Raw genomic sequence first — 24,937 nt, 5'->3', positions numbered from 1 at the left:
GCAATTGATCAACGCGCGCCGTCGGCTCGCCATTCGCCGGACAGGTGCGCAAAAATTTCTGCCGCGAACAGCTGGGGCGCTTCTGTCGGTGAAAAATGCCCGACACCCGGCATGAACTTGAGCGAAAAATTGCTCATGAACCGGTCGATCTGATCGGACCACGCAACGGGGAAAAGCGGATCGCATTCAGGCCACAGAATCGATACGGGCTTGTCGAAGCGATCACCGATGTCCGGCACGGTTTCCGTTGCGTAGCCGGAGACGGGATTGCTTTCCAGGTGGCGGAACCAGGACACGCTCGCGGTGAAAGCGCCCGGCGCCGAACAGCCTTTCACCATGTTGTCGAGCAGCTCGTCGGTGACCGTCGAACCGGGACCCGACCAGCCGTCGAGATGAATCTTCAGCAGCGCGCGGATGGCATCCGGGTTGCCATCGAAGACCTGTTCGACGAGCGTGGTCCGAAAAAACGTCGCGTGCCAGAATTCGTTCACTGGCGACACTTCGAGGATGCGTCTTCCAACGCCTGGAATCGGCGGGGCGAGCACAAGCGCCGCAACCAGATCAGGTCGCTTGTGTGCGACGCCCTGCACAGTGAAGCCGCCGATGTCATAGCCGACGAGAATGGCGTCAGTGAGTTTGAGTTCATCCATCAACGCGATGACGGCTTTGACCTGACCATCTCGCGAGAAGACATCGCTGCCGTTATTGAGTTGTTTGTCGGACAGTCCAAAGCCGCGCAAATCGGGGACGATCGTCATCGCGCGGGCTGACACCAGCGCGGCGAGCCGGTCATATTCATGGCTGTCGCCAGGCGAACCGTGGATCATGACGACTGGCTTTCCTGAGCCGTTCTTGTGATATGCGAGGCGATAGCCATCGGTGGGGCTGGTGTAGTACATCGAAATCTCCTGGCGTGGGGATGTGTGCACAAAGCATCTACCCATCCCAAGTCGCGCTCAATGACGCGATGGGTTCGGTATCGCATACCTTGGTGTTACACGTTTCCGGCGGCGCCATCCTCAACTTCCTGAACGACCCGCATCCGTCTCAAGATCACACCAACGTATGACAGCCGATACGAAGGCGTGATCGACCGCGCGCGCCAATTCAGCTGTCATGCGGATTAAAAAGGGGGTCTCTCATTCGACGCGATTCAGCGACGTACCTGATTGGCACGCCTCGCCGCACAGGTCGCGCGACAGATAAAGCCGTTACATCGCAACGTGAGGTTTCAGATGAAACGAATAGCTGTTCTCGCACTTTCGGCCGTCGCCACGACTGCGGCATACGGACAAAGCGCTGTCACGCTCTACGGCCTGATCGACGCGGGTTTCATGTACACCAACAACGTGACGAAGGGCACATCGCACGGCTCGCTATTTCAGGCGACCAGCGGTGAGATTAGCGGAAGCCGGTTCGGGCTTCGCGGATCAGAAGATCTGGGTAGCGGCCTGCACGCCATCTTCGTTCTGGAAAACGGATTCAACCTGCAGAATGGCAAGCTTTCACAGAACAGCAGACTATTCGGCCGACAAGCGTTTGTGGGTATCAAGAGCGACAAGTTCGGCACCTTGACGGTGGGGCGCCAGTACGACTTCATTACCGACTTTGTCGAACCGTTGTCTGGCGTATCGGGTACTTTGGGTGATCTGGGTTTCGCGCATCCGTTTGATAACGACAACTTCGATCACTCGGTTCGCATCAACAACGCAGTGAAATACAGCAGCGACGACTTTCGCGGCTTCCGGTTTGGCGGGATGTACGCCTTCTCTAACAATCAGAACTTCGCCAATAACCGTGCTTATAGCGTGGGTGCGTTTTATAGCAAAGGGCCGGTGAACATTGCAGCTGCTTATTTGCAGGTAGATGGATCCAATTTGACCAGCAGCGCTACGGGCGCAATCGACGTAGCGGAATCAGGTTCAAACGGAGTGGGCGGATTCCAGCTTGGATCCGATGTGCAACGCACTGCGTCTGCGGCCGTCAACTACGCTTATGGGCCGGTCGTGGCGGGCTTCGCGTATTCGCACAGCCAGTTTCAGAACACGCTCTCATTCGGCTCGAAGAACGGAACAGTTCGCTTCGACAACTATGAGCTAAACGTCAAATACGCGCTCACCCACTCGGTCTCGCTGGGTGGCTCTTACACCTATACGGACGGACACGTGACTCAAAGTACGACGTTCGACCTCGATCCGAAATGGAATCAGATCAATGTGCAGGCGGTTTATTCGTTCTCGAAGCGCACTGACGTCTACGCAGAAGCGATGTACCAGCATGTATCAGGCCATGGATTCGTCGCGTATATCAACGGTTCTGGTGGCGCATCGTCCAGCAGCAAGCAGATGGTGGGAACGGTGGGTATGCGCACGAGGTTCTGATCGCTTTTCATCAGATTGTCCGCTTCATTCCGTTCTGAATGTTCCCGTTCAAAATTTCCTGTGTGTCGTCTGATTGGAGCGTCCGGTCGCGTTTCCGGCCAGATAGGCACCGTGCACGAGGTTTGATCATGAAATTCGCCGTTCCTCTCCTGGCTGCCGCAGCCTTTGCGATGTTGACCAACGAGTTCAATATCATCGGCGTCATTCCGCTTATTGCTCATGACCTCAACGTGCCCGTTTCGCAAGTCGGGTTGCTGGTCAGCGCATTCGCCTTCACGGTCGCGATCACGGGTCCCTTTCTCACACTTGCGTTACGCCACGTCGAACGACGGCTGCTGTTCACGAGCGTATTGGGGGTGACGGTTATTGGTGCGGCTATCGCTGCTCTTGCACCCAACTACACCTTTCTTGCTGTTGGGCGAGTGCTATCTGCATTGGCGCTGCCAGTGTACTGGAGCATGGCGACATCGACCGCGGCGAAAATTGCCGGGCCCGCCAAGGCAGGCAGTGCAATTGCGACGGTGTTTTCAGGCGTCGCCGTGGCGAGCGTGGTGGGCTCGCCGATAACGACGATACTTGCCGACGCATGGGGATGGCGAATGGCGTTCGCTGCAGGAGGCGTGGTCTGCGCATGCATCGCGCTGCTGATCTGGCTTTTCTTTCCCCGGATCACTGTCGATCCTGACGAGACACGGGTTTCCGCACTCAAGATCCTGACCTGTCCTCTCATTCTGATCAATCTTGCAATGTCCCTGCTCGCATTGACTGCGATGTTCACGTCATACACCTACCTCGCCGATATGCTGACCAGGCTTGGACACTTCACAGTCACATCGACCGGCTGGATTTTGATGGGGTTCGGCGTCGCGGGTATCGTCGGGAACGCGATTGCAGGGCGATTTGTCGATTCAAACCCTTTGCGTTCAGCGGTCGTTGCTATCCTCGTCGCGGCTGTTTCCATGGCCGCCTTTCCAGGCCTGCTTACACACCGCGTAGTAGCGATGGTGACGCTCGTCATCTGGGGCGCAGCGCATGCGGCCGGCTTTGTGACGAATCACGTTCGAACGATTCGCTCAGCTCCAGCTGCATTGCAGGACCTGACGGCATCGCTCAATGTCTCGATCTTCAACGCTGGCATTGGATTGGGGGCTGTCGTCGGCGGCAAAGTGATCGATGGGGCCGGTTTGCGCGAGGTTGGCGTTGCGGGAGCGTTGAGCGGAGTGCTGGCGCTCGTTGTCGCCGGAATTATTGTGTCGTCGGCTAAACGCTTCAAGGCTGCTTATTCGGCACAAGGTGATCAACAGAATCGTCCGACCCCTAAGGGGTGCGGACTTTGAGTACGCCACTCTGTCGAAGGGAGGCATTAGCGTTTGTTGTCTTTGAGATAGAAGAGTCGAGAGTCGCGGTACGTAGTACCTTCGTATGCCGCATCGAGTCCATGGCGTTATTGAGTATGTGATCCGATGGGCGGACTATGAAGACTCAGGTTATGGATTCCGTCGAGGAGCATGGAATGCAAAGAGTCCACCACAGCATGTTCGAGCGCGAAGGTGTTCGAATCCACTATGTCACCGCAGGCATACCTCCAGGCAACGGCGACAGCCATCGCACGATGGTGTTGCTTCACGGATGGCCACAGACATGGTGGGAATGGCGCCACGTCATGGAGCCTTTGTGCAACGACGGCTGGTTCGTCGTTGCTCCGGACTATCGCGGAGCCGGAGGGTCCTCGAAACCCGCAAGCGGTTATGACAAGCAGACCATGGCGGCAGACATCCGGGCGTTGCTCCTCCATCTCGGCGTGACGAATCCGATCACGCTAGTCAGTCACGATCTTGGAATGCTGGTCGGATACGCGTTCGCAACACTCTATCGAGAGGATGTCGAGCGCCTCGTACTGATGGAAGCGCCGATCCCCGGCACCCAGGCATTTCAGAGCGTCGCAACCACACGCTTCAGCGAGGCAAAGCTCTGGCATTTCCATCTTCACGGTGCGGCAGACAACGTTGCCGAAATGCTGATCGCCGGCAGCGAGTTTCCCTATCTTCGCTCCTTCTATGTGCGGCTGAGTTCCAACCCGGACGCTATCTCGCTGGCCGACGTACAGCGATACGTTGCCGACTACACCGCACCGGGCGCTATGCGTGCTGGCCTCGAACTCTACCGCGCGTTCGGGAAGGACGAGGACGACAACCGACGGATGCTGTCGGAGAAGGGGAAACTGAAGATGCCGGTACTCGGCCTCGGCGGGACAGCAAGCTTTTTCCTGCCACTCGCGGAAGAGATGCTTTTGGAAGTTGCTGAAAATGTGACGGTCAGACCCATCGAAGAATCTGGCCACTGGATCGCAGAAGAACAGCCGGACACTTTCTTGCGCGAACTACGCAGATTCATCCAGGAAACTGACGGGAAGTAACCAACCTCGGGCTCAAGCCTTGGGTTACACGGCGGTGTCCCGTCGATATCGGTTCGCCGAGAACGTGTCCACCGATGCAATGCGCCGCCGAAGCTTTATCGAAAGGCAATCAGCCTTACTTTATTCACCATGCTTCATGAAAGGAGTCTGACATGATCATCCTCAACGTGTTCTTCAAGGTTAAAGAAGATTCAAAGCGGAATTTTCTAGGTCTGCTCGAAAATATGGTCGTTGAATCGAATAAAGAAGATGGGTGCATTTACTACGAGCTATGGATCGATGCGAAAAATCCAAATCATTATTCTCTGATCGAACACTGGAGAGATCAGGCGACGCTGACTGCTCACGGAAAAACATCGCATTGGATCCATTTCAACGATACGGTGAATAACTATCTGGAAGAGAACTACGACGAACATCACTATACGGAAATCCCCTTCTGAGTATTCCGTTTTGGCGTGAGCTACCACTGGGGCACGGCCAGTCAGCGAACACTGGTCGTGTAACCACACCTTCCAGGCTTCTGGTGAACTGTCATGCAACGTCCCGCCCCCCAGCCATCATGTTCAAAGGCTTTGGTGTGTCTGCACATGGTTCCTGCGCTGATGGCAGTCGGTTATCCGTGGTATCTCGCGATGTTTTTTCAATTCCGGCTATCGGATCGGATTGCGGAGGCACTGCTGTCACTGGGACTGGTCTTTGCAGTTCCCGGCACGGCCTTCGTCAGTCTCTATGCTCTTGGACGCACCCCAGCGATGAGGTCGGAAGGCGTCGTCCTGCGCAGAGTGGCCTATCTCTCGTTCGTATCGCCATCGCTGTTTGTGATTGTTGGCGTGTTTCTCTATCTGATGAAGATCGACGGGAAAGACGTTCAGGTTTGGGTCGGGCTTTGGCTGGCGATCTTATGCGCGGCGTCATTGGTCTTGCTGGGTCACCGCGGACCCGTTCCAGTTGCGCCTTCGTTCGTGCATATGAGGCCTGTGCGCGTGATGCATGGCGTAGCGGCGCTTGTCATTGTGCTGGTTTTTCTCATCGCGCATCTGGTCAACCACACGTTTGGTGTGCTGGGCGCAGACGCGCATCGGGAGATGATGCTGGAACTAAGAAGTGTCTACCGATCACCACTGATCGAGCCCGTTCTTTTGACACTGTTGTGCTTTCAGATCATCAGCGGACTCGTTCTCGCTGAAACAAAAATCAGATCGGGGCAAGGCATTCTGGACGTGCTCCAGACTGCATCAGGCGCTTATCTGGCGATATTCATCGCGTCGCATATCAACGCGGTCTTCGTGCTCGCCCGGTACTTTGGTACAGAGACGGACTACGCATGGGCGACCGCATTACCCAAAGGGCTGCTGGCCGATCCATGGAATGTACGGCTCATTCCGCACTACGTGCTTGGTGTCTGGCTGGTACTTGCTCATATAGCCTGCGGATTGCGTGTGGTCCTGGTCGCTCATCATGTCGAGCGTCGCAGGGCGAGTGCCGTGTGTTGGGCGCTCATTGTCGCATCGACGCTGTGGGCGGCCGTGATTGTCGCGGGAATTGTCGGCGTTCGTGTTTAACAGTCACTTGCGGAGCTTCAAAAATGGCAGAAAGTAACCCTAAAGCCCTTGCCAGCGTGCACGGTCATCCTGTTCACGCATTGCTGGTTCCATTTCCTTACGTATGTTTCGTGGGGACACTGCTAACTGACCTTGCTTACTGGAAAACGGCCGACGTGCAGTGGGAAATCTTCTCAGACTGGCTGTTGTTAGCCGGCCTTGTGATGTCCGCATTCGCAGTGCTTGCAGGACTGATCGACTTTCTCGGTAACCGGCGGGTTCGGACCATGAGCGTCGCCTGGCTGCACGTTACTGGAAATGTTCTCGCGATCGTTCTGGCAATCGTCAACGCGTTCGTGCACAGCCGGGACGGATATACGGCCATCGTTCCGGCCGGCTTGACGCTTTCGCTCATCGTCGTGTGTCTGCTGTCGTTCACCGGATGGATCGGGAAGACCTTGATTTATCGTCATCGAGTGGGAGTAGCCAACTGATGAAAACAGCTCAATCCCTGACCCGACGCGCTGCGGTCATGTCGCTGTCGAGTGTTGCCATGGCGCTCACGCTTTCGCTAGCGGGTTGCGACGACTACACGGCAGCCGACCCGAAATTGCAGATTGGTGCTAATCCGGTGCTGCCTGGATTGAGGCAATATCTGTTTCCGCCAATGCGCATCGCGACCCCGAGAGCCTGGGCGCAGGACGAGACGCCCACGGTCCCGGAAGGTCTGCAAGTCAGTGCGCTGGCAAAAGGGCTGAAGCGTCCAAGATCGCTTTACGTCCTGCCGAACGGGGATGTCCTGGTAATCGAGTCGAGTGGGCCTGATGCGCCTGTGATGCGTCCCAAAGACCTTGTCGTCGGCGTAGTGCTGGGCGCTGCCGGTGAGTTCAATCAGGCGGGGAACCGCATTACGCTCCTGCGTGGCGGAACGAACGGCCAGCCGCTGACCCAGACAGTCTTCCTCGATCATCTGAATTCGCCTTTTGGCGTGGCGCTTGTCGGACACGATCTGTACGTCGCAAACACGGATGCAATCGTCCGCTACCCCTATCACGACGGCGACACGCAAATCAGTGCGCCCGGCACGAAGCTCACCGATTTGCCAGCGGGGCCCATCAATCACCATTGGACCAAGAGTTTGATTGCAAGCGCCGATGGATCGAAACTGTACGTAGGCATTGGGTCGAATAGCAACATAGCCGAAAACGGCATGCAGGCCGAGATCGATCGCGCGGACATCTGGGAGGTCGATCGGACCACGGGCGCGCATCGCATATTCGCAAGCGGCCTGCGCAATCCCAATGGTTTCCAATGGGAGCCGCAGACGGGCAAGTTATGGACGGTGGTAAACGAGCGGGACGAACTCGGCCCGGATCTCGTCCCGGACTACATGACATCCGTCAAAGACGGCGCGTTCTATGGGTGGCCGTATAGCTATTACGGAAACCACGTGGATCCGCGCGTTATGCCGCAGCGACCAGACCTCGTTGCGAGAGCGATTGCGCCCGACTATGCACTGAGTTCCCACGTTGCCCCGCTTGGAATGGCATTTTACCAGGGGACGAATCTTCCCGCGGCATACCGCGGCGGTGCTTTCGTCGGAGAGCACGGGAGTTGGGATCGAAGCCCGCTAAACGGCTATAAGGTCGTCTACATTCCCTTTCATGACGGAATGCCGAGCGGTCCAGCGCAGGATGTCGTGACCGGCTTCCTGAGTCCCGACAACCACGCTCGCGGTCGGCCCGTGGGACTCGCGGTCGACAGGAGCGGAGCGCTGCTGATCGCCGACGATCTTGGCAATACGGTCTGGCGGGTAGCCGCCAGCGGCAAATGAGCGTTGTTGCAGCGCGCTAGCGCAACGGAAGCCATAGCGGTCCATCCCAAGCTTTTAGCGCTTCAAGAAACGCGCTGAGTTTTGAAGGCATGAAGCGACGCGTCGGATAAACAGCGTGCACGAAGATCTCAGGTGATGACCATTCAGGCAGTACGCGACGCAGTTTCCCGCGAGCGATCGGTGCATCGGAATAGCTCGACGGAAGAAGGGCGATGCCATGCCCGCGAAGCGCGAACGCGCTGACGATGTGAAAGTCGCGCGCGGCGACTGGGCCCGTTACGCGGACCTTGGCCGATTTCCTTCCACTGACCAGATGCCATTCTGTCTCGTTGTTTCTTGCGTTGCTCAGCACGCAAAGATGCTCGCTGAGTTCTTCGGGGCGGGAAAGGAGCGGGTGATTCTTCAGGTACTCAGGAGAAGCGGCGAGATGGCGAACATTTTTGCCAATCCGTTGGGCCACCAGGCTCGAGTCTTGCAAATCGCCAAAGCGGATCGCCACGTCGACGTTCTCTGCAATCAGGTCGACGAACACGTTGGTGAAGTACAGGTCCACCTGGATGTGCGGATAGCGCTTCAGGAATGAAGACAGGAAGTCGTAAAACGCCTCCTGTTGCAGCATGACGGGCCCGGAGATGCGCAACAGACCTTCAGGCTTCTTTTGCGTTTGGGTAATCACGCGCTCCGCATCATACAGATGGTTAAGCGGCTCGCTGCATGCATCGAAATAGGTGCGCCCCTGCACGGTCAAGCTGAGCTTGCGGGTCGTGCGCTGCAGAAGCGTCACCCCAAGCCGTTCCTCGAGCGCCGACACCTTGCGGCTCACTGTGGAGACAGGCATGCCGAGTGCTCGCGCTGCACGGCTAAAACTCTCGAGTTGCGCCACGCGCGCAAAGACGGCGATGTCGTTTAGATCGGCAGGTTCGGTCATGGATGATTTTTGCATGGATGGAAAAGAGATTCCATACATTCCAGTCTAATCAAAAATCCTTTTAACGGCGAGACTTGATTCCACGCAATTCAACAGCCCTCGGAGAAATACCATGGCTAACCAGGTAATCATTGTTACAGGTGCTTCCAGCGGAATCGGAGAAGCCACCGCTAAACTTCTCGCGTCGAAAGGCGCCACGGTGGCACTCGCCGCGCGCCGGCTCGACAAGCTGGAACGCATCGCCGCCGAAATCGCCGCAAAGGGCGGCAAGGCGTCCGTTCACCCGCTCGACGTAACGGATCAAACGCAAGTCATTCGTCTGATCGACGACGTCGTGTCGCAACATGGCCGGCTCGATGTGATGGTCAACAACGCCGGCCTGATGGCCATCGCGCCACTGTCGCTGCGCAAGACAGACGAGTGGGATCGCATGATCGACATCAACATCAAAGGTCTGCTCTACGGCGTCGCAGCGGCATTGCCCGTGTTTGAAAAGCAGCAGTCGGGGCATTTCATCAACATTGCGTCCGTGGTGGGCCTGAAAGTGTTCAGCCCCGGCGGCACGGTGTATTCGGGCACCAAGTTCGCGGTTCGCGCGATTTCCGAGGGCTTGCGTCATGAAGTGGGCGGCAAGATTCGCACTACGGTGATCTCTCCGGGTGCGATCGATACCGAACTCAAGTTCGGCTCGGGCCATGACGACAGCCGCAACTTCGTCGTCGATTTCTACAAGATGGCCATTCCCGCCGATGCCATCGCGCAGGCCATCGCTTACGCGATCGAGCAACCGCATTCGGTCGATGTCAACGAAATCGTAATCCGACCGACCGTGCAGGACTTTTAAGGAACGCAGCGGGCTTCAAGGACATATACACGCAGGAGCAGGACATGAGCAACGTCACGAAACAGCAATTCAAACGCGTCTGGTTTATCACGGGCGCAACGCGCGGTCTGGGTGCGCTGATCGCCAAGGCCGCGCTGGCGGATGGTAATGCGGTGGTCGCCACGGGGCGCAATACCGCGGCGATCGTCGAGCGTCTGGGTGAATCGCCTGCCTTGTTGACCGTCGCACTCGACGTGACCAGCGAGGCGCAAGCGAAAGCGGCCGTCGAAGCAGCGGTGGAGAAATTCGGCCGCATCGACGTGCTGATCAACAACGCGGGCTTCGGCCTGCTGGCCGCCGTCGAAGAATCGAGCGACGCGGATGTGCGGCGCATGTACGACACCAACGTCTTCGGCCTGCTGAACGTAACGCGTGCGGTGCTGCCCGTCATGCGCAAACAGCGCTCGGGGCACGTGATCAACACGTCGTCGATCGTCGGCTATCGCGCGGCTGCAGGCGTTGGCGTCTACAGTTCCACGAAGTTCGCGGTCGAAGGCATCACGGAAGCCTTGCATGACGAACTGAAGCCGCTCGGCATTCATGCGACCGCCATCGAGCCCGGCTTCTTTCGCACGGATTTTCTCGACACGTCGTCGCTGCTGGTCGGCAAGGAGATCATCGACGACTACGCGCAAACGTCAGGCAAGTTGCGCGAACTCGCGGTCAGCATCAACCATAACCAGCCAGGCGATCCCGAAAGGCTGGCAACTGCCGTCGTCGCGCTAGTTCACGCAGTAACTCCGCCGTCGCGTTTGCCGCTTGGCACGGACACGTTGAAAGCAATCGCCGACAAGAATGTGTACGTTACGTCGGAAACGCAGGCGTGGAAGGCGCTGTCGGCATCGACCGATTTCCCGGCCTGAAAGCGACGCGACGCGCCGTGAACGGACAACGGGGCGTGCCGCGGTTTCGCATCTGAACTTGCTGATGGGGCATCTGAAATGAAAAAGATCGGCTTTCTTTCGTTCGGCCACTGGGCGACTTCGCCCTATTCGCAGGCGCGATCAGCATCGGATGTTCTTCTGCAATCGATCGAACTCGCGGTGGCCGCCGAGCAGCTCGGCGCCGATGGCGCATTTTTTCGCGTTCACCATTTCGCGCGACAACTTGCGTCGCCGTTCCCGCTCCTTGCTGCTGTCGGCGCAAGGACCAGCACGATCGAAATCGGAACGGGTGTCATCGACATGCGGTACGAAAACCCGCTCTACATGGCGGAGGACGCCGGCGCAGCGGACCTTATCGCGGGTGGACGGCTGCAACTCGGCATCAGCCGTGGCTCTGGCGAGCAGGTTATCGATGGCTGGCGCTACTTTGGTTATGCACCGGGCGAAGGCGAGACGCATGTCGATCTGGCGCGGCGCCATACCGAGGTTTTTTACGAGGTGCTACGCGGTGAGGGCTTTGCTCAACCCAATCCGCGCCCCATGTTTTCGAATCCGCCGGGGCTGCTTCGGGTCGAGCCTCACTCCGAAGGCCTACGCGACCGGATCTGGTGGGGTTCCGGCTCCGATGCGACCGCAATCTGGGCAGCGGGGATGGGCATGAATCTACAGTGTTCGACGCTGAAGAACGATGAGTCGGGTCGACCGCTTCACATTCAGCAGGCAGAGCAGATTCGGGCTTATCGGCAGGCATGGAAAGAAGCCGGGCACAGGCGGGAACCTCGCGTGTCCGTCAGCCGGAGTATTTTTGCGTTGATGAACGACCGCGACCGGATGTACTTCGGGCGTGACAGACAAAGCGCCGATACCGTCGGCCTGCTGGAAGACAGCATCCGGACGATTTTCGGGCGCAATTACGCAGCCGAGCCTGATGTTCTTGTAGATCAACTCACCAGGGACGAGGCAATCGCAGAGGCAGATACGTTACTTCTGACGGTGCCGAATCAACTGGGCGTGGAGTACTGCTCGCACGTGATCGAATCCATTTTGACTCACGTCGCGCCTGAGCTCGGCTGGCGTTAGGGTTCAGTTGAATCTCGAATGGCACGTCTGCGTTCGATAGCTGCCCTTGGCCCAACGTTGGTTTGACCGGCAGAAATGGGTCGTGAGTACTCATTCACTGGCATCGGCGATGACATTGGACTCTACGACGGCGCGAACGGCTGCAAAGCGCCTATCAACTGCCTCACCGTGACTGACACTCCAATGTCAGCTAAGGCCGATAAGCGGGCATTGCGTGCGACGCCCGAAAGAGCGAGTCGACGAGACGTCGCACAAAGACCGAGGGGTGGTGACAGACAGGGCGGTGCGTGATGCACGCGGCTCGCGAGTAGTCGACCTGGCGCGGGATCGGGAGGCGGCGTTTCCAGACATGGCCAACTTTTCGCCGCGCAACCCTATCAGATGAAAGCGGGTGCTCGCACACACATCGCCGGCACCGGAATTCGTTAAGTCCTTCCAGTCATTTGCTACCTGATTGCGCGACGACTGATGTCGCCGATCTTCCATCATCGCGCGTAGTGAAGGCCCAGATGAGATCGAAGGGCGCGACCTTACCCAATTGCATCACTCGCCCGAGCGCGTGCACGGTATAGCGCGTTCCAGTACGCAGCGGTTCATAGGGCGTGCAGATCGCGGTGTTGCGCGCAGCATCTGCGGCCGTAAGCGGGGCAATCCTGCAAGCGACTTTCTTGCCTCGTTGATCGCGCAGTTCGAAGCTGCGCAGTTCAATGTGCGCGTTCGGTCCACCCGAAAGCGTGATCGGAAAGCCGAGCACCTGACCACGATACCGCGCATCGGTGCCCATCGGGTCCGGCTGTTCGATATTGACCCACGCCGTGGGCACCTGTCGCTGGCCATCGTAAGGCCACGCCACCAGTTCGGTGTCGGACAGCGCGGGCGCGATGTCCGCAAAATCGACTACGGTCACAGCGCTCGAGCCGACCAGTGACGCTTCGCCAGCGCGGGCCCAGTCAAACAGAATCGCACCGCGATGATAGGGCGACGCGAAAATATCCTCTATCGGCGCGTCAACCGGACGCGGACCACCGAACACAGCAAGCACCTCGCTGGCTCCGTCAGCGGGCGTGTGAAGCCTCACACGCGTGATCACGTCGACGCCCGTGAATCCGGGATTCCCGGCGACTTCATCGTGCGTACCAACACGATTCAGATCCAGGTACTTTGCGTGGGCCGCAGCGGCTGCGGCCAGCCCGTCGTCGAGCGCGATCAGAGGCAATCCGACCTCTTCGCGACGTGCGTTCACATAGTCGAGGGCCGTAGCCTGGCCGACCAGAATCGTATTGGAAGGGCCCGGCGCGTGACGCAAGCGGACAACCGGCCCATCGTAGAGCGGTTCCGGGTTCTCGACGATGGGTGTTCTGGTTGCGCAACCTGCAAGTGCAGCTATCGCGACAATCCACGCGGCAATTGTTGTTGTATGCATCTGATGTGCCGATTGTTTTTACGCTTACCACTCACTAGTTACCAGGACAGTGGTTCAAGCAGCGCAGGCTCGCCGAACTCGACGAGTTGTGCATTCGAGCGCGAGAAATACCCGTTCCAGAACTGCTTCAGATCCATCAAAGTCTTCGGGTCGCGATAGCCGTTGCGCACGGCCGTCGATCCACTGGTAGCGGGCTGCATCACGCCGGCCCCGAGAACATAGATGCGTGCAGAACCAAAATCCCCGAAGAGATTGTTGTCCTGCGCTTTCTTCAGTTCGACGGCCGGATCGATGTGCCGCACCGCGTTGCGTGCGTAGAAGCTCGTCACGCTGGAGTTCTCCAACCCGTCTGTGACCACGAACACCAGCTTGTGCGCAGCCTTTTCCTGCGCGACGGCGGGCGACACGCTCTTTAGCGCCATCAGGATGTCAGACTGATCGAGGCTCGACGTCCCCGACTTCAGTACCTGTGCGGTGGTCCCGAGCGCGAGTCTTTGTCCATACACCAGCTGTTGCTGCATGCAGGTGTGGAAGTCCCGCAGACGGCTCATCACGACATTGCCTTCCTCGCTCGCGGGAATCGGACGTTCGATAACGCCCGTATGCAGCACATTCAGATAGTGCCCCTGCGAGAACGCCGAAAATTCTGCGATGACAAACTTTGTCCCAGGCTTCAGCATCGCCTGAACGTTGTCGAGCACCGACTTCTGCAATGTCGCGTCAAGCTGCACTGTCTGATCGATCAGCACATACATGAACTGATCGTACGGGACTTGTGGCGCGGCGATTTTGTTAGCTGCGTAGCAACTGGGAACATCGTTCGTCAGGCCGGCATGAGCCGGCAGGACAGCCGACAGCGCAAGACAGGTGCCGAACGCGAGCGAACGCAGTGCCTGGATCGATCGACGCATCAGATATCCCCGAGAATGTCGTCTTCGATACGCGCCTGCTCTGCGGCTGCCTTGCGGTGCGCCTTGAGGGCCTGGACGGCGGCGAGAATCGAACTGCGGCGTTCGGCCGAACCTTCGGCGGCAATGTCGAGCATCACCTTACGGCGCTCCTGATCGGGCTCATCCACAATGCGCTCTGCGATTCGCGCGACATCGCTAAAGAGCGGGAGTGCGTCTGCCGCGTGCGCGACATTGACAGATGCTTCCGGGACGGCCTGTTGCGCAGGTTGTGCGAAGGCCGGCGACACAGGAGCGGCATCGGTTTGTTGCGTGCGGCTAACGGCCGACGTGGGAGCCGTTTCCTCATCCACTTTGCGGCGGTAGTAGTCGTTGCAACTGACTTTCGATACGTTTTCGCGGTACTTCGGCACTTCCCGACCGAGGTGCGAACGAAGCTCCGTCAATCGCATGTTGCCGCGATCGAGGGCTGGTTTGATGTGCTTTGCCTGGTAGCTCTGAAAGCTGGTGTGGCCGAACGTCTGGCGATACGCATTCTTGCCGTCGCCAATGAATGAACTGCCGAACGCCTGGAAGAACCCGAGTGCCTGCGTGATCACGTAGATGATCGCCAGCACGATGGCGCCAGCGATGCCCTGGCTGAACATCTCGCTGCTCAGTTCGTGATCGACGTTCTGCTGCGCGGCACGCGACGAGTCGGCCACATCGGTCGGCATCGGTGTCGATGCATCGAGACCCGGCACGGCAGGGAAGGGATTGCTGCCGCCGCCTGCCGCAAGCTGCCCGTGGTCGGCGACATGATTGGTCATTTCGATCTGCAGACCCTTGATCCGCATCCACGTGATGCCGATCAGAAGAACGGCCAGCAACGTGATGGCGACGACAGGCACGACGAGACTGCCACGATCATGTGCACCTTCCAGCACCCGGCTGCCGAAGCGCACCTTGGGCGACGCGTCCATGTCGACCTGCTGGTCGTCGCCGCTGCTGATCTTTTGACCTGTATATCCTTCAACCGTCGCATTCACTGAGCCGAGCGCCTTCCTGATAGCCGAGCGCTTATACACGGCGGCGCCCGCTGCGTGAGTCAACCCGAGCAGACCGACGGCCATCACGGTGGCGATCACGTAGCCGATCCAGACCATCTGGTTGCCGGTGATTTCGCTGGCGACGAACGGCGCAATCAGCATCCCGGTGCCGGCCGCTTCCGCGATCGTCAATAGGATCAGGGCGACAAACATGACCCCGGACATTGGCGAGCGGCCATTCTGGTGGGTGATCTTGAGATACTCGCTCGCGCGCTCGAACACTCTTTGATCCACCTTCGGCAGCTTGTCGATATAAGTGGAGCACAGCGACTCTTCCGCGGGTGGCAAACCCGCGTCCTTCCACGTCGCCACGTTTTCGATACCGTGCGTTTGCTGTTTCCAGCGACGCATCTTTCCGACTAGAGGCACGCACACCCAGAAGTCGGCCCACCAGAGGTCATCGGTATAGCGCTTCCACGCGAAGAAGAGTGTCACGACGGCCGCAATCAGAAGCGGCAGCGACCACGCGATAGTGGAGACAAAGGCCTGCAGAAAATCGGTTATCACGTTCGAGCCCCGGAGTTGTTGGTTGTTAGTTGTTGGATGGTGTTAACGAAGTGCGAAATCGCCGGATGCGGTGTAGTCCACCGACCGGTTCGTGTAGTAGACGTTGCCTGTCGCACGAGGCTTGCTGACCGGTACAACGAGATCCATGCACTGCATTGGTCCGCCCACGAAAACCCGATAGAGCGTGGCGTCGCTGCCGCGATACACATTGACAGGGACACGCGCGGAGTACGAGGGCTTCTGGTTCACGTTGCCTGCATAGTCCTTATAGATCTTCAGCTCCGGTTGCGGAACGGGACTGCCGGCATCGCTGGGTACGCGTACGTCAAGTAGTGCGACCAGGTTGCCGCCAAGTCCTGCCGCCCAGGGAGCACCGTAAAATCCCGGCAGGTAGTCGCGAACATTCAGCACCTGGTCGGTGCCGAGATTACGAACGGCAGATGCGACGTGCGGGCGATCGCCCAGGCACGAATTGAGTGTCATGGGTGCGCCGGCGTTCGCATTGCTGATCAGACTGAACGAGGACTTGGCGGGTGTCGAACCAAGTCGCACCGGAAGGCCGCTTCCCGCCGTGGGTGTGCCGCCGAAGTTGTAACCCGATCCCGATGCTGCATCGCTGGTTGAGATCGTGGACCGCGACTGGGATGCAACGGGCGCGCCTGCTTCCGCTTTGATGCTGCCCGCGTTACCTGCCTTCGCGACGGTCGTTGGCTTCGATCGAGGTTTGACGGCCGGTTTGCTCGTTGCCGCATGGTCCGAGGACGTGGTATTGACCGTGTTCTTGCGCTGACCTGATGACGTTTCCTGAACCGACGCTGTACTCGTATTGGCGAAACGATAATTGGCCGGATCGGCTGTGCGGGTAGACAGGAACTGTTGCAGGTCCGCTTCCGTCGGAACGTCGACGATCTGAACGCGCTGGTTTTCCTCGCGCCCCTGATCCGTCGCATTCGGGGCGATAGGCAGCGTGTCGCCTGCGCCCTGGTAGAAGATGTTCTGCACAGGGACACCCTGATCGACGAATACTTTCGCCACAGCCTTCGCACGTTGCTGCGAGAGTGTCGCAGCATCCGCGCCGAGCGACGAATCGTTCTCGTCGGTGTGTCCGACGATCAGCACTTTGCGTGCACTTGCCTGCGCGCGCTGATCAGGTGTCGCGTCGGGCGGCAGTGCCGCCATTAGCGTTTTGGGTGAGTACTGGTTCGCGATCTGCGCGAGGTATTTGCGCGCCTGCTGAGTCAATTCCGCAGTGCCCGCGACGAACTCGTCAGATTTGTTTTCTAGCTGGACATCGAGGCCTACAGTCGCTGGCTTGTCGGTGGAATTGGCACCGCCGGCCTTGCTCTGAGTGATTGGCGCTGATGCCAGTTTCAGGCCGTTCGCCTGTGCAATCCTGTATAGCTCGCAGCGGCGTGCGTCTAGCGCGTGACCGATCAGAAAGCCACCGCCTGCCCCGATCACCGCGCCAGCGACAGCGCCTTTTGCGCCGTGAGCCAGATAACCGACTACGCCACCGGCTACCGCTCCCACGGCAATGCCGATATTGCGGTCATTGTTTGAGCAGGGATCTTCGTTATTGAAAATGCTGTTGAACTGGGTTTTAACGGAAGCACTGACTTCCGGCTGACCGGTTTTCGGATTGATGGCACATCCCGAAACACACAAAGCCACGCCTAGCGCAATGGGGCTGCGAATCGTCATTCAAGTCCTTATATAGATCCGAAGGCCAGGCCTCTCTACCTGACCGACCAGCAGGTGCGAGACCAGAATCCATTTGCGGGTCTCAGCACACGAATCCGGGTTATCGGCACAAAAGACGTGCGCCTTTAATCGTGTGAGATTAAAAGACCAAAAGAATCAGGTTGCACCGAACATGAATGAACCGTAACGTAGTCGCGATATCTATTTCCAGGTGTCTAAGGGGACTGGTGTTGCAAAGAACTCTAAAAAAAGCTGCTCGCTATGCCTTTTTTATATTGGCAGCATGTCTGCCGCCACTGGACGCGGCCTATGGGCAATCCGCCACGCAATTCCAAAGCGAGCAGAAAGCCAGGCAGCATTGCCCAAACGACACCGTCGTATGGGTCAATACCAAAACAGGCGTGTATCACTTCAAAGGGCAGCGTTGGTATGGCAATACCAAGGAAGGTGCTTATGAATGCCGTAACGATGCGAATGTCGAAGGCGATCGTGCTACGCGAAACGGGCAATAGCGTACGAACTTATTGGCCAGCGCCATCATTCAGACAACGTATCGATGCTCAGCAACGAGACAAGCCTTTTGATGTCGGCCCGTTCCGCCTTGACGTGCGACACAAACGCGCAATAAGGATGACCCAGTTGAAGTGACACGGGTGAGAGCGCGATCAGGCGTCCAGCCTCGAGATCCGCGCGAGCCATCATCCGTTGGCCGAGCGCCACACCCATACCCATCCTGGCCGTCGCGATAGCCAGGCTGGAAAGCCCGACACGTCGCCCGCGTGACGGATCGGGATGGGCACTATTCTCCGATTTCGCGAACCAGTCACGCCATGTCGGGTGCGACGCATAGTTCGGCCCCCAGTTGGTGTGAATGAACATGCTCTCGTGAATCGATGACAGGTCGAAGTCATGGTTGCCATGCTTGTACCAGAAGTCGGGTGCGCAAACAGGCAGCACTTCATCGTGGACCAATGGAATCGCTTTGAGCGTCGGATAGTGATAGTCGCCATAACTGACCCGCAGATCGATATCCTGGCGCACGATGTCGATGGGATCGTCCTCGACCCGGATATCGATCGCAATCTGGGGGAACAGGTGCAGCAGTTCAGAGAGCCTGGGTAGCAGCCACGTTTCTGCAAGCGAAGCCGGCACGCTGACGACGAGCCGCATGCGCAGTTCACCCTCCAGAATGCGCACCGTCATCGCGGCAATGTCGTTCAGCGCGCGAGCAGTCTGAGGGTAGATGGCGAGGCCCGCATCGGTCAGCGTGATCCGATTGCCCGTACGAACGAACAACTGCTTGCCTAAATACTCTTCGAGATTTCGCACCTGCTGGCTGACAGCCGCCGCCGACACGCCAAGTTCCGTCGCCGCCAGCGCGAACCCGCCCATTCTTGCTGCTACCTCGAACGCCTTGACCGCGTTCAACGGAGGAAGTCTCGACATCACGGTCCTCAGCATAAGTTTTTCTACCGGCAGACTAACAATTTATGCCGTTGAAAGAAAGTTTTGTCCACGATACTTTCTTTTCCACTATCTGAGGAGGAGAAACCATGCGGGAAATTCTGGACCTGGACCGTTATCCACTGGATCGCGTTGGGACGGCTGAATGGCGAAATCTGGTCGACCGATGCGTGGCCGATCTGGCAGAAAACGGCATGTTCAATCTTGAAGGTTTGCTTCTGCCCGGCGTGGCCGAAAAGGCAGTCGCGGAAATCCAGCCTGTCATGAATACGCGGTCTCACGAGCACAAGCGGTCGCACAACATCTACTTCAAGCCGGAGATCGCAGAGCTCTATGCGGGACATCCGGCCTTGCGCAAAGTCGAGACCGTCAGCCACACCGTGTGTGCCGATCAGATTCCCTCGAGCACGGTGCTGGCCATCTACGAGTACGAGCCGCTGATTCACTTTCTCGCGGCAACGATGGGCAAAAACGCGCTGTACCCGATGCAAGACCCACTCGCGCGCGTCAACGTCATGTCCTATCGGCACGGCGAAACCTTGAACTGGCATTTCGACCGGTCCGAGTTCACGACTACGCTGTTGCTACAGGAACCCGAAGCGGGCGGTGAATTCGAATACCGCTCCGATCTGCGCGCGGATGACGATCCGAATTACGACGGTGTCGCGCGACTGCTCGAAGGGCTTGATCCGAAAGTCAAAAGCCTGAGGCTGACGGCAGGCAATCTGAACGTATTCAGAGGGAAGAACACGGCGCATCGCGTGACTTGCGTGCGCGGAAATCGCGAGCGGATGATCGCCGTCTTCTCTTACTACGAGAGAGCGGGTGTCGTGTTCAGCGATGAAGAGAAGCTCGGCTTCTATGGACGTGCAGCGTAATAGCAATTCAACAATGGTGATGCGCTAACCGTGCCTGGATATCTTCGGGACGGCACGGAAAGCGAGCGGCGTTACACACGCGATGGATTAATACCTGGCGGACCCGCCAACGGAGGATGAAAGTGATAGGCAAACGTGGAATGCTGCGTCGACTCGTGGCGCTGGCCGTATGCAGCGCATCGTTGTGCGTGACCGCCCCGGTGTATGCGAAGGATTGGACTTCCGTAACGATCGCCACCGAAGGCGCATACGCGCCCTGGAACATCACTTTGCCCGGCGGGAAGCTCGCCGGCTTCGAGCCGGAACTGATGCAGAACCTGTGCGCGCGAATCAAGCTCGACTGCAAACTGGTTGCTCAGGACTGGGACGCGATGATTCCAGGGCTGCGTGCAGGCAAGTTCGATGTATTGATGGACGCAATCATGATTACGCCGGAGCGTGAAAAGGTCGTCACTTTCTCGCGACCGTACGCGCTAACGCCCGGCGTTTTTGTTTCCGCGGACAGGAAAGTACTCTCGGGTGCTGGCGGTCCGTCCGACGTACTCAAGCTGAGCGGTGATACGAAAACAGACAAGGCGACCATCGACCGCTTGCGCGCGGTTTTGAAGGGAAAAGCGATTGGTATCCAGACAGGCACTGCCTATACGGATTTTATCAACACGAATTTCAAGGACATCGCAACCGTTCGCGAGTACAAGAAGTCCCCGGAGCGCGATCTTGATCTGACAATGGGCCGAATCGATGTCGCATTCGATGACTTGAGTTATTTCACGGCAGTGCTTCAGCAACCGGAGAACAAATCACTCGCTTTCGTGGGGCCGAAAATTGGAGGCACGATCTGGGGTCCAGGGGAAGCCCTTGCGTTCCGCCAGAGCGACGCCGATCTGAAAGGGAAGTTCGACACAGCGCTAACGGCAGCGATCGCAGATGGCACGGTGAAGAAACTGTCAGAGAAGTGGTTCAAGATCAATATCATGCCGTGACGGCGCGGGCCGGGCATTGCCGGCCTGTCGCTGAGTGGTGATTTCCGGGCGTCGGCGTGTGAGCGGACGCCCGGCCCGGCGCTGCAAGAGCAGGCATCGGCCATCCGCGCGGACCGCTATCCTTCCCCGACAAAGACAAAAAAGTTTGTTTCCTTATACTGGGGGGGAGTATACAATTCATTTCCTCATCGACCAGATCGAGGTTGCGATGCCGCATACCGCCGAGGAAAAAAAGCGCGTACTGGCACGAGTACGCCGGCTGCGTGGGCAGATTGATGCGCTTGAACGGGCGCTGGAAGAAGGGGCGGAGTGCGGGCCTGTATTGCAGCAGATCGCCGCTGTTCGCGGTGCCGTGAATGGATTGATGGCCGGAGTACTCGAAAGCCATCTGCGCGAAGAGTTCGCCCATCTCAGCGGCGCGCGGAGCGCTTCAAACAGCTCCATTGAAGAGTTCGTCGGCCTCGTCAGGTCGTATCTACGCTAATTCGGGTCACCGTCGATCCCCCACTGACATAAGGATTCGCATGAAATCACGAGCCGCAGTTGCATTCGCACCTGGCAAGCCTCTCGAAATCGTCGAGATCGACGTCGAACCGCCCCGCAAGGGTGAGGTGCTGGTCAAGATCACCCACACGGGCGTGTGTCATACCGATGCATTCACGCTGTCCGGTGATGACCCCGAAGGTCTGTTTCCGGCCGTGCTCGGTCACGAGGGAGCGGGCATCGTCGTCGAAGTAGGTGAAGGCGTCACCAGTGTGCAGCCGGGCGATCACGTCATTCCGCTCTACACCGCAGAGTGTGGAGAATGCCTGTTCTGCAAGAGCGGCAAAACGAATCTTTGCGTGTCCGTGCGTGCTACCCAGGGAAAAGGCGTCATGCCAGATGGCACGACGCGTTTCAGCTACAACGGGCAGCCGGTCTATCACTACATGGGTTGCTCGACGTTTAGCGAGTACACGGTCGTCGCGGAAGTCTCGCTTGCGAAGATCGATCCGAACGCGAACCCCGAGCAGGTTTGCCTGTTGGGATGCGGCGTTACGACAGGCCTTGGCGCTGTGAAGAATACGGCCAAGGTGCAGCCCGGCGATAGCGTTGCCGTGTTCGGACTCGGTGGTATCGGACTCGCTGTGATTCAGGGTGCCAAGCTCGCCCAGGCTGGCCGCATCATCGCGATCGACACCAACCCCACGAAGTTCGAACTGGCTCGCGCTTTTGGTGCCACCGACTGCGTGAACCCGAAAGACTCAGAGAAGCCGATCCAGCAGGTGATCGTCGAAATGACGGGTTGGGGTGTGGACCATAGCTTCGAGTGCATCGGTAACGTCAACGTGATGCGCGCGGCACTGGAATGCGCTCATCGTGGTTGGGGCCAATCGGTCGTCATCGGCGTAGCGGGTGCTGGTCAGGAAATCTCGACGAGACCGTTCCAGCTGGTCACTGGGCGTCGTTGGCTCGGCACGGCATTCGGTGGCGTGAAGGGGCGCTCACAACTGCCGGGCATGGTGCAGGATGCAATGGCAGGGAAAATCCAGCTCGCTCCGTTCGTTACTCACAGCAAATCTCTCGCCGATATCAACGAAGCTTTTGACTTGATGCATCGAGGTGAGTCGATCCGGACCGTCGTCCACTATTAAGTCGACGAGGGAATGTGCGACTGTTCGCGTTCCCTTCAAAGCGGATTCTGCGTATCCACGCGGCGTGCTGCTACCGTAGGCGTATCTGACGCCGCAGTGGTCTGCGAATATTCGGGCTTGCGGGTCGATGCGGTGGAGTAGATCCCGCTGGCGCGGGATCTACTCCTCTTTATCCGCGTGAATTACGGATGCGGCGCCAGCAGAATGCTGGTGATGACGCCTGTGGCGACGGCCGCAAGCACGAAATCGCCATTCACTCTGAGCCACCGGTATCCGGCCGGCGGCGGTTGCAGATCGTACGCCCGCCAGTCGTCGACCACGTATTGCGGCGCCAGGTACTGCGGCGGCACAGGCTGGCCACGTCGCCAGTCATGGTGGGGCAAAGGCGGTGGCGGAGGCGGACCGCCCGGTTCGTGGCGATATGCGTAGGGGCCACCGTCATCGGGGCCACCCGGGCCTTCCTGAGCGAATCCAGACAATGAAAGTCCGAGCAGACTCGCTGCTACGGAAAATACGATCAGGCCTTTCTTCAAGCGATTACTCCTTGCATAGTGGGAGCCAGGTCAAAAGCTGCGTCGGCTGAATGTCGGTCCGTTTCAGTCATGCGCAACCGGCTGGTGATGTTCGCGTGGCGCGGATTGATCCGGACCATTTGAGCGGCGAGTGCTTTGTCGAACGGGATCGCGATGAACGTTATCGTGATGAGCCCGATCGTCTCGTTGCTGTTTCGGATGACCGCCCGGCGGGCTGATGGGCTCTTCCTGAGCGGCGGCGCAGAGGGATACCGCGGCTACGCTGACGGCGATGAGGAAATTGAATGCGTGCTTTTTCATAACGTTGTCGTTGTCGAAGTCATAGTTGACACGCGATGGTCACATCCATAGGCCCGATCCGGCTTACGGAATATTTGTGCCTGCGCCTTGCTGTTACAGATGGGCCTGGCACCGCCTGTTCAGCCGCACACTTTCCAATCGCGAAAGACAATTTGTTTCAATTGAGGGGACGAATCGGCCAGCAGATGTTGCCGTTCTTCGTTTGGAGTGCGCTTCAGTGCAAAAGCCTGTACTCGTCAACTGCCGCCAGGAAGGCTCCCGGCGAGCTTTGAACAAATGATTGACGATGTGGTCAAAGCGCTAACCGACGCGAGCGAAGCACAAATGCGGGATCTTTTCTCGGGCACGTGTCGGCGCGTTTATCGCATGCCCGCGTAGACCTAGACCATTCGCCGAACGACGGCCAGACGAACGATGCAGAACGACAGACCACCACCGCAGCGAGTGACGTATGAGAAGGAGATCCGGATCGTCGGCTCCGGATGGTTCAGCCGGTTGCTGGCTGGCGTTATTGGTGTGGTCGTGCTCGTCGGGGCCGCGTTGCTGTCGCTAGTACTGCTCGCCGTGCTCCTCGGGGTGGGCACGGTCGTGGCTGGCTATCTCTGGTGGAAGATACGTGCACTGCGCCGACACGCACGCGAGTTTGGCGACGACGGCCGCACGGTCGACGTCGAGGTCGTTCACAAAAATGAACGGCAAGATCGAACGGATTAGATTGCCAAAGTAACTATCAATAGCGAAGCTGTTCGACAGGCGGCGCGTCAGACCGCCAAAGACGAGCCGGTTACGCGTTCGCTGCCAGCGCAAGCTGGGTCAGCAGATGAGTTGCCGCCAGTGCAGACGACGCGGGGTTTTGCCCGGTAATCAGCGGACCGTCGCTGACTACGTACGGAGCCCAGTCCTCGGTTTTCGAGTACGTGGCGCCTTTGTCCTTGAGTACGTCCTCGACCAGGAACGGCACCACATAGGTCAAACCGACCGCGGCTTCTTCGGTGTTGCTGAATCCCGTGACTTCCTTGCCGTTCAGCAACGGCTGACCATCCGGCGACCTGGCATGACGAAGCACGCCAGGCGCGTGGCAAACGAGCGCAACGGGTTGGCCCGCAGCGATAAACGACTCGATCAGTTCAATTGAATTCCGGTCGTCGACCAGATCCCAAAGCGGACCATGTCCGCCCGGATAGAACACGGCATCGAAATCCACAGGCGTGACGCTGTCGAGGCGCATCGTATCGGCGAGTTGTGCCATCGCGTGCGGATCGGCTTCGAATCGGCGCGTCAGCTCAGTCTGATTGGCCGGCTCGTTGCTCTTTGGATCGAGAGGCGGCTGTCCGCCCTTGGGCGAAGCGAGCGTGATCTCCACGCCGGCATCCTTGAGCGTGTAGTACGGCGCGGCCAGTTCTTCGAGCCAGAATCCGGTCTTGCGGCCGGTGTTGCCAAGCTCGTCATGCGACGTGAGAACCATCAAGACTTTCATATTGCTTCTCCGCGAATAAAGATTGCATTTAACGTGTAGTAGACCAGTCGTCTAGTAAATTCGCCCAAAAAAAGGCACCTGGTGAGAAGTG

General features: G+C 58.3%; 25 protein-coding genes. 16 read left to right on the top strand and 9 right to left on the bottom strand.

Translation table 11 applies throughout. The features are described 5' to 3' along the window. Window positions 1-8: 8 nt before the first annotated feature. On the bottom strand, window positions 9-899 hold the full coding sequence (locus tag G3O01_RS35905) for an alpha/beta hydrolase (RefSeq protein ID WP_205811752.1): 891 nt from the start codon (window positions 897-899) through the stop codon (window positions 9-11). 336 nt (window positions 900-1,235) lie between these two features. Between G3O01_RS35905 and G3O01_RS35900 the strand changes: the two genes are divergently transcribed. The 7 genes from G3O01_RS35900 (at window position 1,236) to G3O01_RS35870 (ending at window position 8,175) form a co-directional block, all read left to right on the top strand. Beyond that, window positions 1,236-2,381, top strand: a complete 1,146-nt coding sequence (locus G3O01_RS35900) for a porin (RefSeq protein ID WP_205811751.1) — start codon at window positions 1,236-1,238, stop codon at window positions 2,379-2,381. Window positions 2,382-2,509: 128 nt separating this feature from the next. After that, on the top strand, window positions 2,510-3,718 hold the full coding sequence (locus tag G3O01_RS35895; protein ID WP_205811750.1) for an MFS transporter: 1,209 nt from the start codon (window positions 2,510-2,512) through the stop codon (window positions 3,716-3,718). A gap of 152 nt (window positions 3,719-3,870) precedes the next feature. Next, the gene (locus G3O01_RS35890) at window positions 3,871-4,797 is read left to right on the top strand and encodes an alpha/beta hydrolase (RefSeq protein ID WP_205811749.1); all 927 of its coding nucleotides are present in this window, start codon (window positions 3,871-3,873) and stop codon (window positions 4,795-4,797) included. 152 nt (window positions 4,798-4,949) lie between these two features. Next, window positions 4,950-5,240, top strand: a complete 291-nt coding sequence (locus G3O01_RS35885) for a putative quinol monooxygenase (protein WP_205811748.1) — start codon at window positions 4,950-4,952, stop codon at window positions 5,238-5,240. Between the two features lie 93 nt (window positions 5,241-5,333). Continuing rightward, the gene (locus G3O01_RS35880) at window positions 5,334-6,362 is read left to right on the top strand and encodes a hypothetical protein (RefSeq protein ID WP_205811747.1); all 1,029 of its coding nucleotides are present in this window, start codon (window positions 5,334-5,336) and stop codon (window positions 6,360-6,362) included. Between the two features lie 23 nt (window positions 6,363-6,385). Then, on the top strand, window positions 6,386-6,835 hold the full coding sequence (locus tag G3O01_RS35875; protein WP_205811746.1) for a DUF2231 domain-containing protein: 450 nt from the start codon (window positions 6,386-6,388) through the stop codon (window positions 6,833-6,835). Next, entirely contained in the window at window positions 6,835-8,175 is a 1,341-nt protein-coding gene (locus G3O01_RS35870) for a sorbosone dehydrogenase family protein (protein WP_241024565.1), read from the top strand. Before G3O01_RS35875 ends, G3O01_RS35870 begins: the two co-directional genes overlap by 1 nt. Window positions 8,176-8,191: 16 nt before the next feature. Here the strand turns inward: G3O01_RS35870 and G3O01_RS35865 are convergent, their stop codons facing one another. Then, a complete protein-coding gene (locus G3O01_RS35865; RefSeq protein WP_205811745.1) occupies window positions 8,192-9,103 on the bottom strand; it encodes a LysR family transcriptional regulator in 912 nt (303 codons plus the stop codon). A 112-nt stretch (window positions 9,104-9,215) separates the two neighbouring features. Between G3O01_RS35865 and G3O01_RS35860 the strand changes: the two genes are divergently transcribed. The 3 genes from G3O01_RS35860 (at window position 9,216) to G3O01_RS35850 (ending at window position 11,950) form a co-directional block, all read left to right on the top strand. Next, window positions 9,216-9,947: an SDR family oxidoreductase gene (locus G3O01_RS35860; RefSeq protein ID WP_205811744.1), complete on the top strand. Its 732-nt coding sequence runs from the start codon at window positions 9,216-9,218 to the stop codon at window positions 9,945-9,947. Between the two features lie 44 nt (window positions 9,948-9,991). Next, window positions 9,992-10,849: an oxidoreductase gene (locus G3O01_RS35855; RefSeq protein WP_205811743.1), complete on the top strand. Its 858-nt coding sequence runs from the start codon at window positions 9,992-9,994 to the stop codon at window positions 10,847-10,849. A 78-nt stretch (window positions 10,850-10,927) separates the two neighbouring features. Continuing rightward, a complete protein-coding gene (locus G3O01_RS35850; RefSeq protein WP_205811742.1) occupies window positions 10,928-11,950 on the top strand; it encodes an LLM class flavin-dependent oxidoreductase in 1,023 nt (340 codons plus the stop codon). A 439-nt stretch (window positions 11,951-12,389) separates the two neighbouring features. Here the strand turns inward: G3O01_RS35850 and G3O01_RS35845 are convergent, their stop codons facing one another. From G3O01_RS35845 to G3O01_RS35830, 4 genes are read right to left on the bottom strand one after another with little or no spacing between them, the layout of a single operon-like run. After that, a complete protein-coding gene (locus G3O01_RS35845) occupies window positions 12,390-13,373 on the bottom strand; it encodes a CAP domain-containing protein (RefSeq protein WP_205811741.1) in 984 nt (327 codons plus the stop codon). Between the two features lie 38 nt (window positions 13,374-13,411). Continuing rightward, on the bottom strand, window positions 13,412-14,284 hold the full coding sequence (locus G3O01_RS35840; RefSeq protein ID WP_205811740.1) for a hypothetical protein: 873 nt from the start codon (window positions 14,282-14,284) through the stop codon (window positions 13,412-13,414). Further along, window positions 14,284-15,876 (bottom strand): hypothetical protein, encoded by a 1,593-nt coding sequence (locus G3O01_RS35835; RefSeq protein WP_205811739.1) that lies wholly within the window; start codon window positions 15,874-15,876, stop codon window positions 14,284-14,286. Before G3O01_RS35835 ends, G3O01_RS35840 begins: the two co-directional genes overlap by 1 nt. A 42-nt stretch (window positions 15,877-15,918) precedes the next feature. Next, the gene (locus G3O01_RS35830; protein ID WP_205811738.1) at window positions 15,919-17,577 is read right to left on the bottom strand and encodes an OmpA family protein; all 1,659 of its coding nucleotides are present in this window, start codon (window positions 17,575-17,577) and stop codon (window positions 15,919-15,921) included. A 176-nt stretch (window positions 17,578-17,753) separates the two neighbouring features. Between G3O01_RS35830 and G3O01_RS35825 the strand changes: the two genes are divergently transcribed. Continuing rightward, window positions 17,754-18,089, top strand: a complete 336-nt coding sequence (locus tag G3O01_RS35825; protein WP_205811737.1) for a hypothetical protein — start codon at window positions 17,754-17,756, stop codon at window positions 18,087-18,089. 25 nt (window positions 18,090-18,114) lie between these two features. Here G3O01_RS35825 and G3O01_RS35820 read toward each other — a convergent pair whose 3' ends face one another. Continuing rightward, the gene (locus G3O01_RS35820; protein WP_205811736.1) at window positions 18,115-19,023 is read right to left on the bottom strand and encodes a LysR substrate-binding domain-containing protein; all 909 of its coding nucleotides are present in this window, start codon (window positions 19,021-19,023) and stop codon (window positions 18,115-18,117) included. 107 nt (window positions 19,024-19,130) lie between these two features. On the opposite strand from G3O01_RS35820, the gene G3O01_RS35815 reads away from it, so the two are divergent. The 4 genes from G3O01_RS35815 to G3O01_RS35800 all read left to right on the top strand — a co-directional run bounded on the left by G3O01_RS35815 (window position 19,131) and on the right by G3O01_RS35800 (window position 22,536). Then, entirely contained in the window at window positions 19,131-19,919 is a 789-nt protein-coding gene (locus G3O01_RS35815) for a hypothetical protein (protein WP_205811735.1), read from the top strand. Between the two features lie 140 nt (window positions 19,920-20,059). After that, on the top strand, window positions 20,060-20,902 hold the full coding sequence (locus G3O01_RS35810; protein ID WP_241024572.1) for a transporter substrate-binding domain-containing protein: 843 nt from the start codon (window positions 20,060-20,062) through the stop codon (window positions 20,900-20,902). Window positions 20,903-21,110: 208 nt separating this feature from the next. Next, window positions 21,111-21,386: a formaldehyde-responsive transcriptional repressor FrmR gene (gene frmR, locus G3O01_RS35805; protein WP_205811733.1), complete on the top strand. Its 276-nt coding sequence runs from the start codon at window positions 21,111-21,113 to the stop codon at window positions 21,384-21,386. 40 nt (window positions 21,387-21,426) lie between these two features. Then, window positions 21,427-22,536: an S-(hydroxymethyl)glutathione dehydrogenase/class III alcohol dehydrogenase gene (locus G3O01_RS35800; protein WP_205811732.1), complete on the top strand. Its 1,110-nt coding sequence runs from the start codon at window positions 21,427-21,429 to the stop codon at window positions 22,534-22,536. Window positions 22,537-22,718: 182 nt separating this feature from the next. Here G3O01_RS35800 and G3O01_RS35795 read toward each other — a convergent pair whose 3' ends face one another. Next, window positions 22,719-23,069 (bottom strand): RcnB family protein, encoded by a 351-nt coding sequence (locus G3O01_RS35795; protein WP_205811731.1) that lies wholly within the window; start codon window positions 23,067-23,069, stop codon window positions 22,719-22,721. Window positions 23,070-23,783: 714 nt separating this feature from the next. Between G3O01_RS35795 and G3O01_RS35790 the strand changes: the two genes are divergently transcribed. Further along, the gene (locus G3O01_RS35790; RefSeq protein ID WP_205811730.1) at window positions 23,784-24,083 is read left to right on the top strand and encodes a hypothetical protein; all 300 of its coding nucleotides are present in this window, start codon (window positions 23,784-23,786) and stop codon (window positions 24,081-24,083) included. Between the two features lie 70 nt (window positions 24,084-24,153). On the opposite strand, the gene G3O01_RS35785 is transcribed toward G3O01_RS35790, so the two are convergent. Further along, entirely contained in the window at window positions 24,154-24,846 is a 693-nt protein-coding gene (locus tag G3O01_RS35785; RefSeq protein ID WP_205811729.1) for a type 1 glutamine amidotransferase domain-containing protein, read from the bottom strand. Between the last annotated feature and the right edge of the window lie 91 nt (window positions 24,847-24,937).

This window comes from Burkholderia sp. Ac-20365 (assembly GCF_017104715.1).
Classification (GTDB): Bacteria; Pseudomonadota; Gammaproteobacteria; order Burkholderiales; family Burkholderiaceae; genus Paraburkholderia.
Note: the sequence above shows the minus strand (reverse complement) of the source record. Positions and strands in the feature narration are given on the sequence as shown.

Coding starts and splice junctions, on each gene's coding strand:
- G3O01_RS35905 (WP_205811752.1), bottom strand. CDS start 899: ATGTACTACACCAGCCCCACCGATGGCTATCGCCTCGCATATCACAAG.
- G3O01_RS35900 (WP_205811751.1), top strand. CDS start 1,236: ATGAAACGAATAGCTGTTCTCGCACTTTCGGCCGTCGCCACGACTGCG.
- G3O01_RS35895 (WP_205811750.1), top strand. CDS start 2,510: ATGAAATTCGCCGTTCCTCTCCTGGCTGCCGCAGCCTTTGCGATGTTG.
- G3O01_RS35890 (WP_205811749.1), top strand. CDS start 3,871: ATGGATTCCGTCGAGGAGCATGGAATGCAAAGAGTCCACCACAGCATG.
- G3O01_RS35885 (WP_205811748.1), top strand. CDS start 4,950: ATGATCATCCTCAACGTGTTCTTCAAGGTTAAAGAAGATTCAAAGCGG.
- G3O01_RS35880 (WP_205811747.1), top strand. CDS start 5,334: ATGCAACGTCCCGCCCCCCAGCCATCATGTTCAAAGGCTTTGGTGTGT.
- G3O01_RS35875 (WP_205811746.1), top strand. CDS start 6,386: ATGGCAGAAAGTAACCCTAAAGCCCTTGCCAGCGTGCACGGTCATCCT.
- G3O01_RS35870 (WP_241024565.1), top strand. CDS start 6,835: ATGAAAACAGCTCAATCCCTGACCCGACGCGCTGCGGTCATGTCGCTG.
- G3O01_RS35865 (WP_205811745.1), bottom strand. CDS start 9,103: ATGACCGAACCTGCCGATCTAAACGACATCGCCGTCTTTGCGCGCGTG.
- G3O01_RS35860 (WP_205811744.1), top strand. CDS start 9,216: ATGGCTAACCAGGTAATCATTGTTACAGGTGCTTCCAGCGGAATCGGA.
- G3O01_RS35855 (WP_205811743.1), top strand. CDS start 9,992: ATGAGCAACGTCACGAAACAGCAATTCAAACGCGTCTGGTTTATCACG.
- G3O01_RS35850 (WP_205811742.1), top strand. CDS start 10,928: ATGAAAAAGATCGGCTTTCTTTCGTTCGGCCACTGGGCGACTTCGCCC.
- G3O01_RS35845 (WP_205811741.1), bottom strand. CDS start 13,373: ATGCATACAACAACAATTGCCGCGTGGATTGTCGCGATAGCTGCACTT.
- G3O01_RS35840 (WP_205811740.1), bottom strand. CDS start 14,284: ATGCGTCGATCGATCCAGGCACTGCGTTCGCTCGCGTTCGGCACCTGT.
- G3O01_RS35830 (WP_205811738.1), bottom strand. CDS start 17,577: ATGACGATTCGCAGCCCCATTGCGCTAGGCGTGGCTTTGTGTGTTTCG.
- G3O01_RS35825 (WP_205811737.1), top strand. CDS start 17,754: ATGAACCGTAACGTAGTCGCGATATCTATTTCCAGGTGTCTAAGGGGA.
- G3O01_RS35820 (WP_205811736.1), bottom strand. CDS start 19,023: ATGTCGAGACTTCCTCCGTTGAACGCGGTCAAGGCGTTCGAGGTAGCA.
- G3O01_RS35815 (WP_205811735.1), top strand. CDS start 19,131: ATGCGGGAAATTCTGGACCTGGACCGTTATCCACTGGATCGCGTTGGG.
- G3O01_RS35810 (WP_241024572.1), top strand. CDS start 20,060: ATGCTGCGTCGACTCGTGGCGCTGGCCGTATGCAGCGCATCGTTGTGC.
- frmR (WP_205811733.1), top strand. CDS start 21,111: ATGCCGCATACCGCCGAGGAAAAAAAGCGCGTACTGGCACGAGTACGC.
- G3O01_RS35800 (WP_205811732.1), top strand. CDS start 21,427: ATGAAATCACGAGCCGCAGTTGCATTCGCACCTGGCAAGCCTCTCGAA.
- G3O01_RS35790 (WP_205811730.1), top strand. CDS start 23,784: ATGCAGAACGACAGACCACCACCGCAGCGAGTGACGTATGAGAAGGAG.
- G3O01_RS35785 (WP_205811729.1), bottom strand. CDS start 24,846: ATGAAAGTCTTGATGGTTCTCACGTCGCATGACGAGCTTGGCAACACC.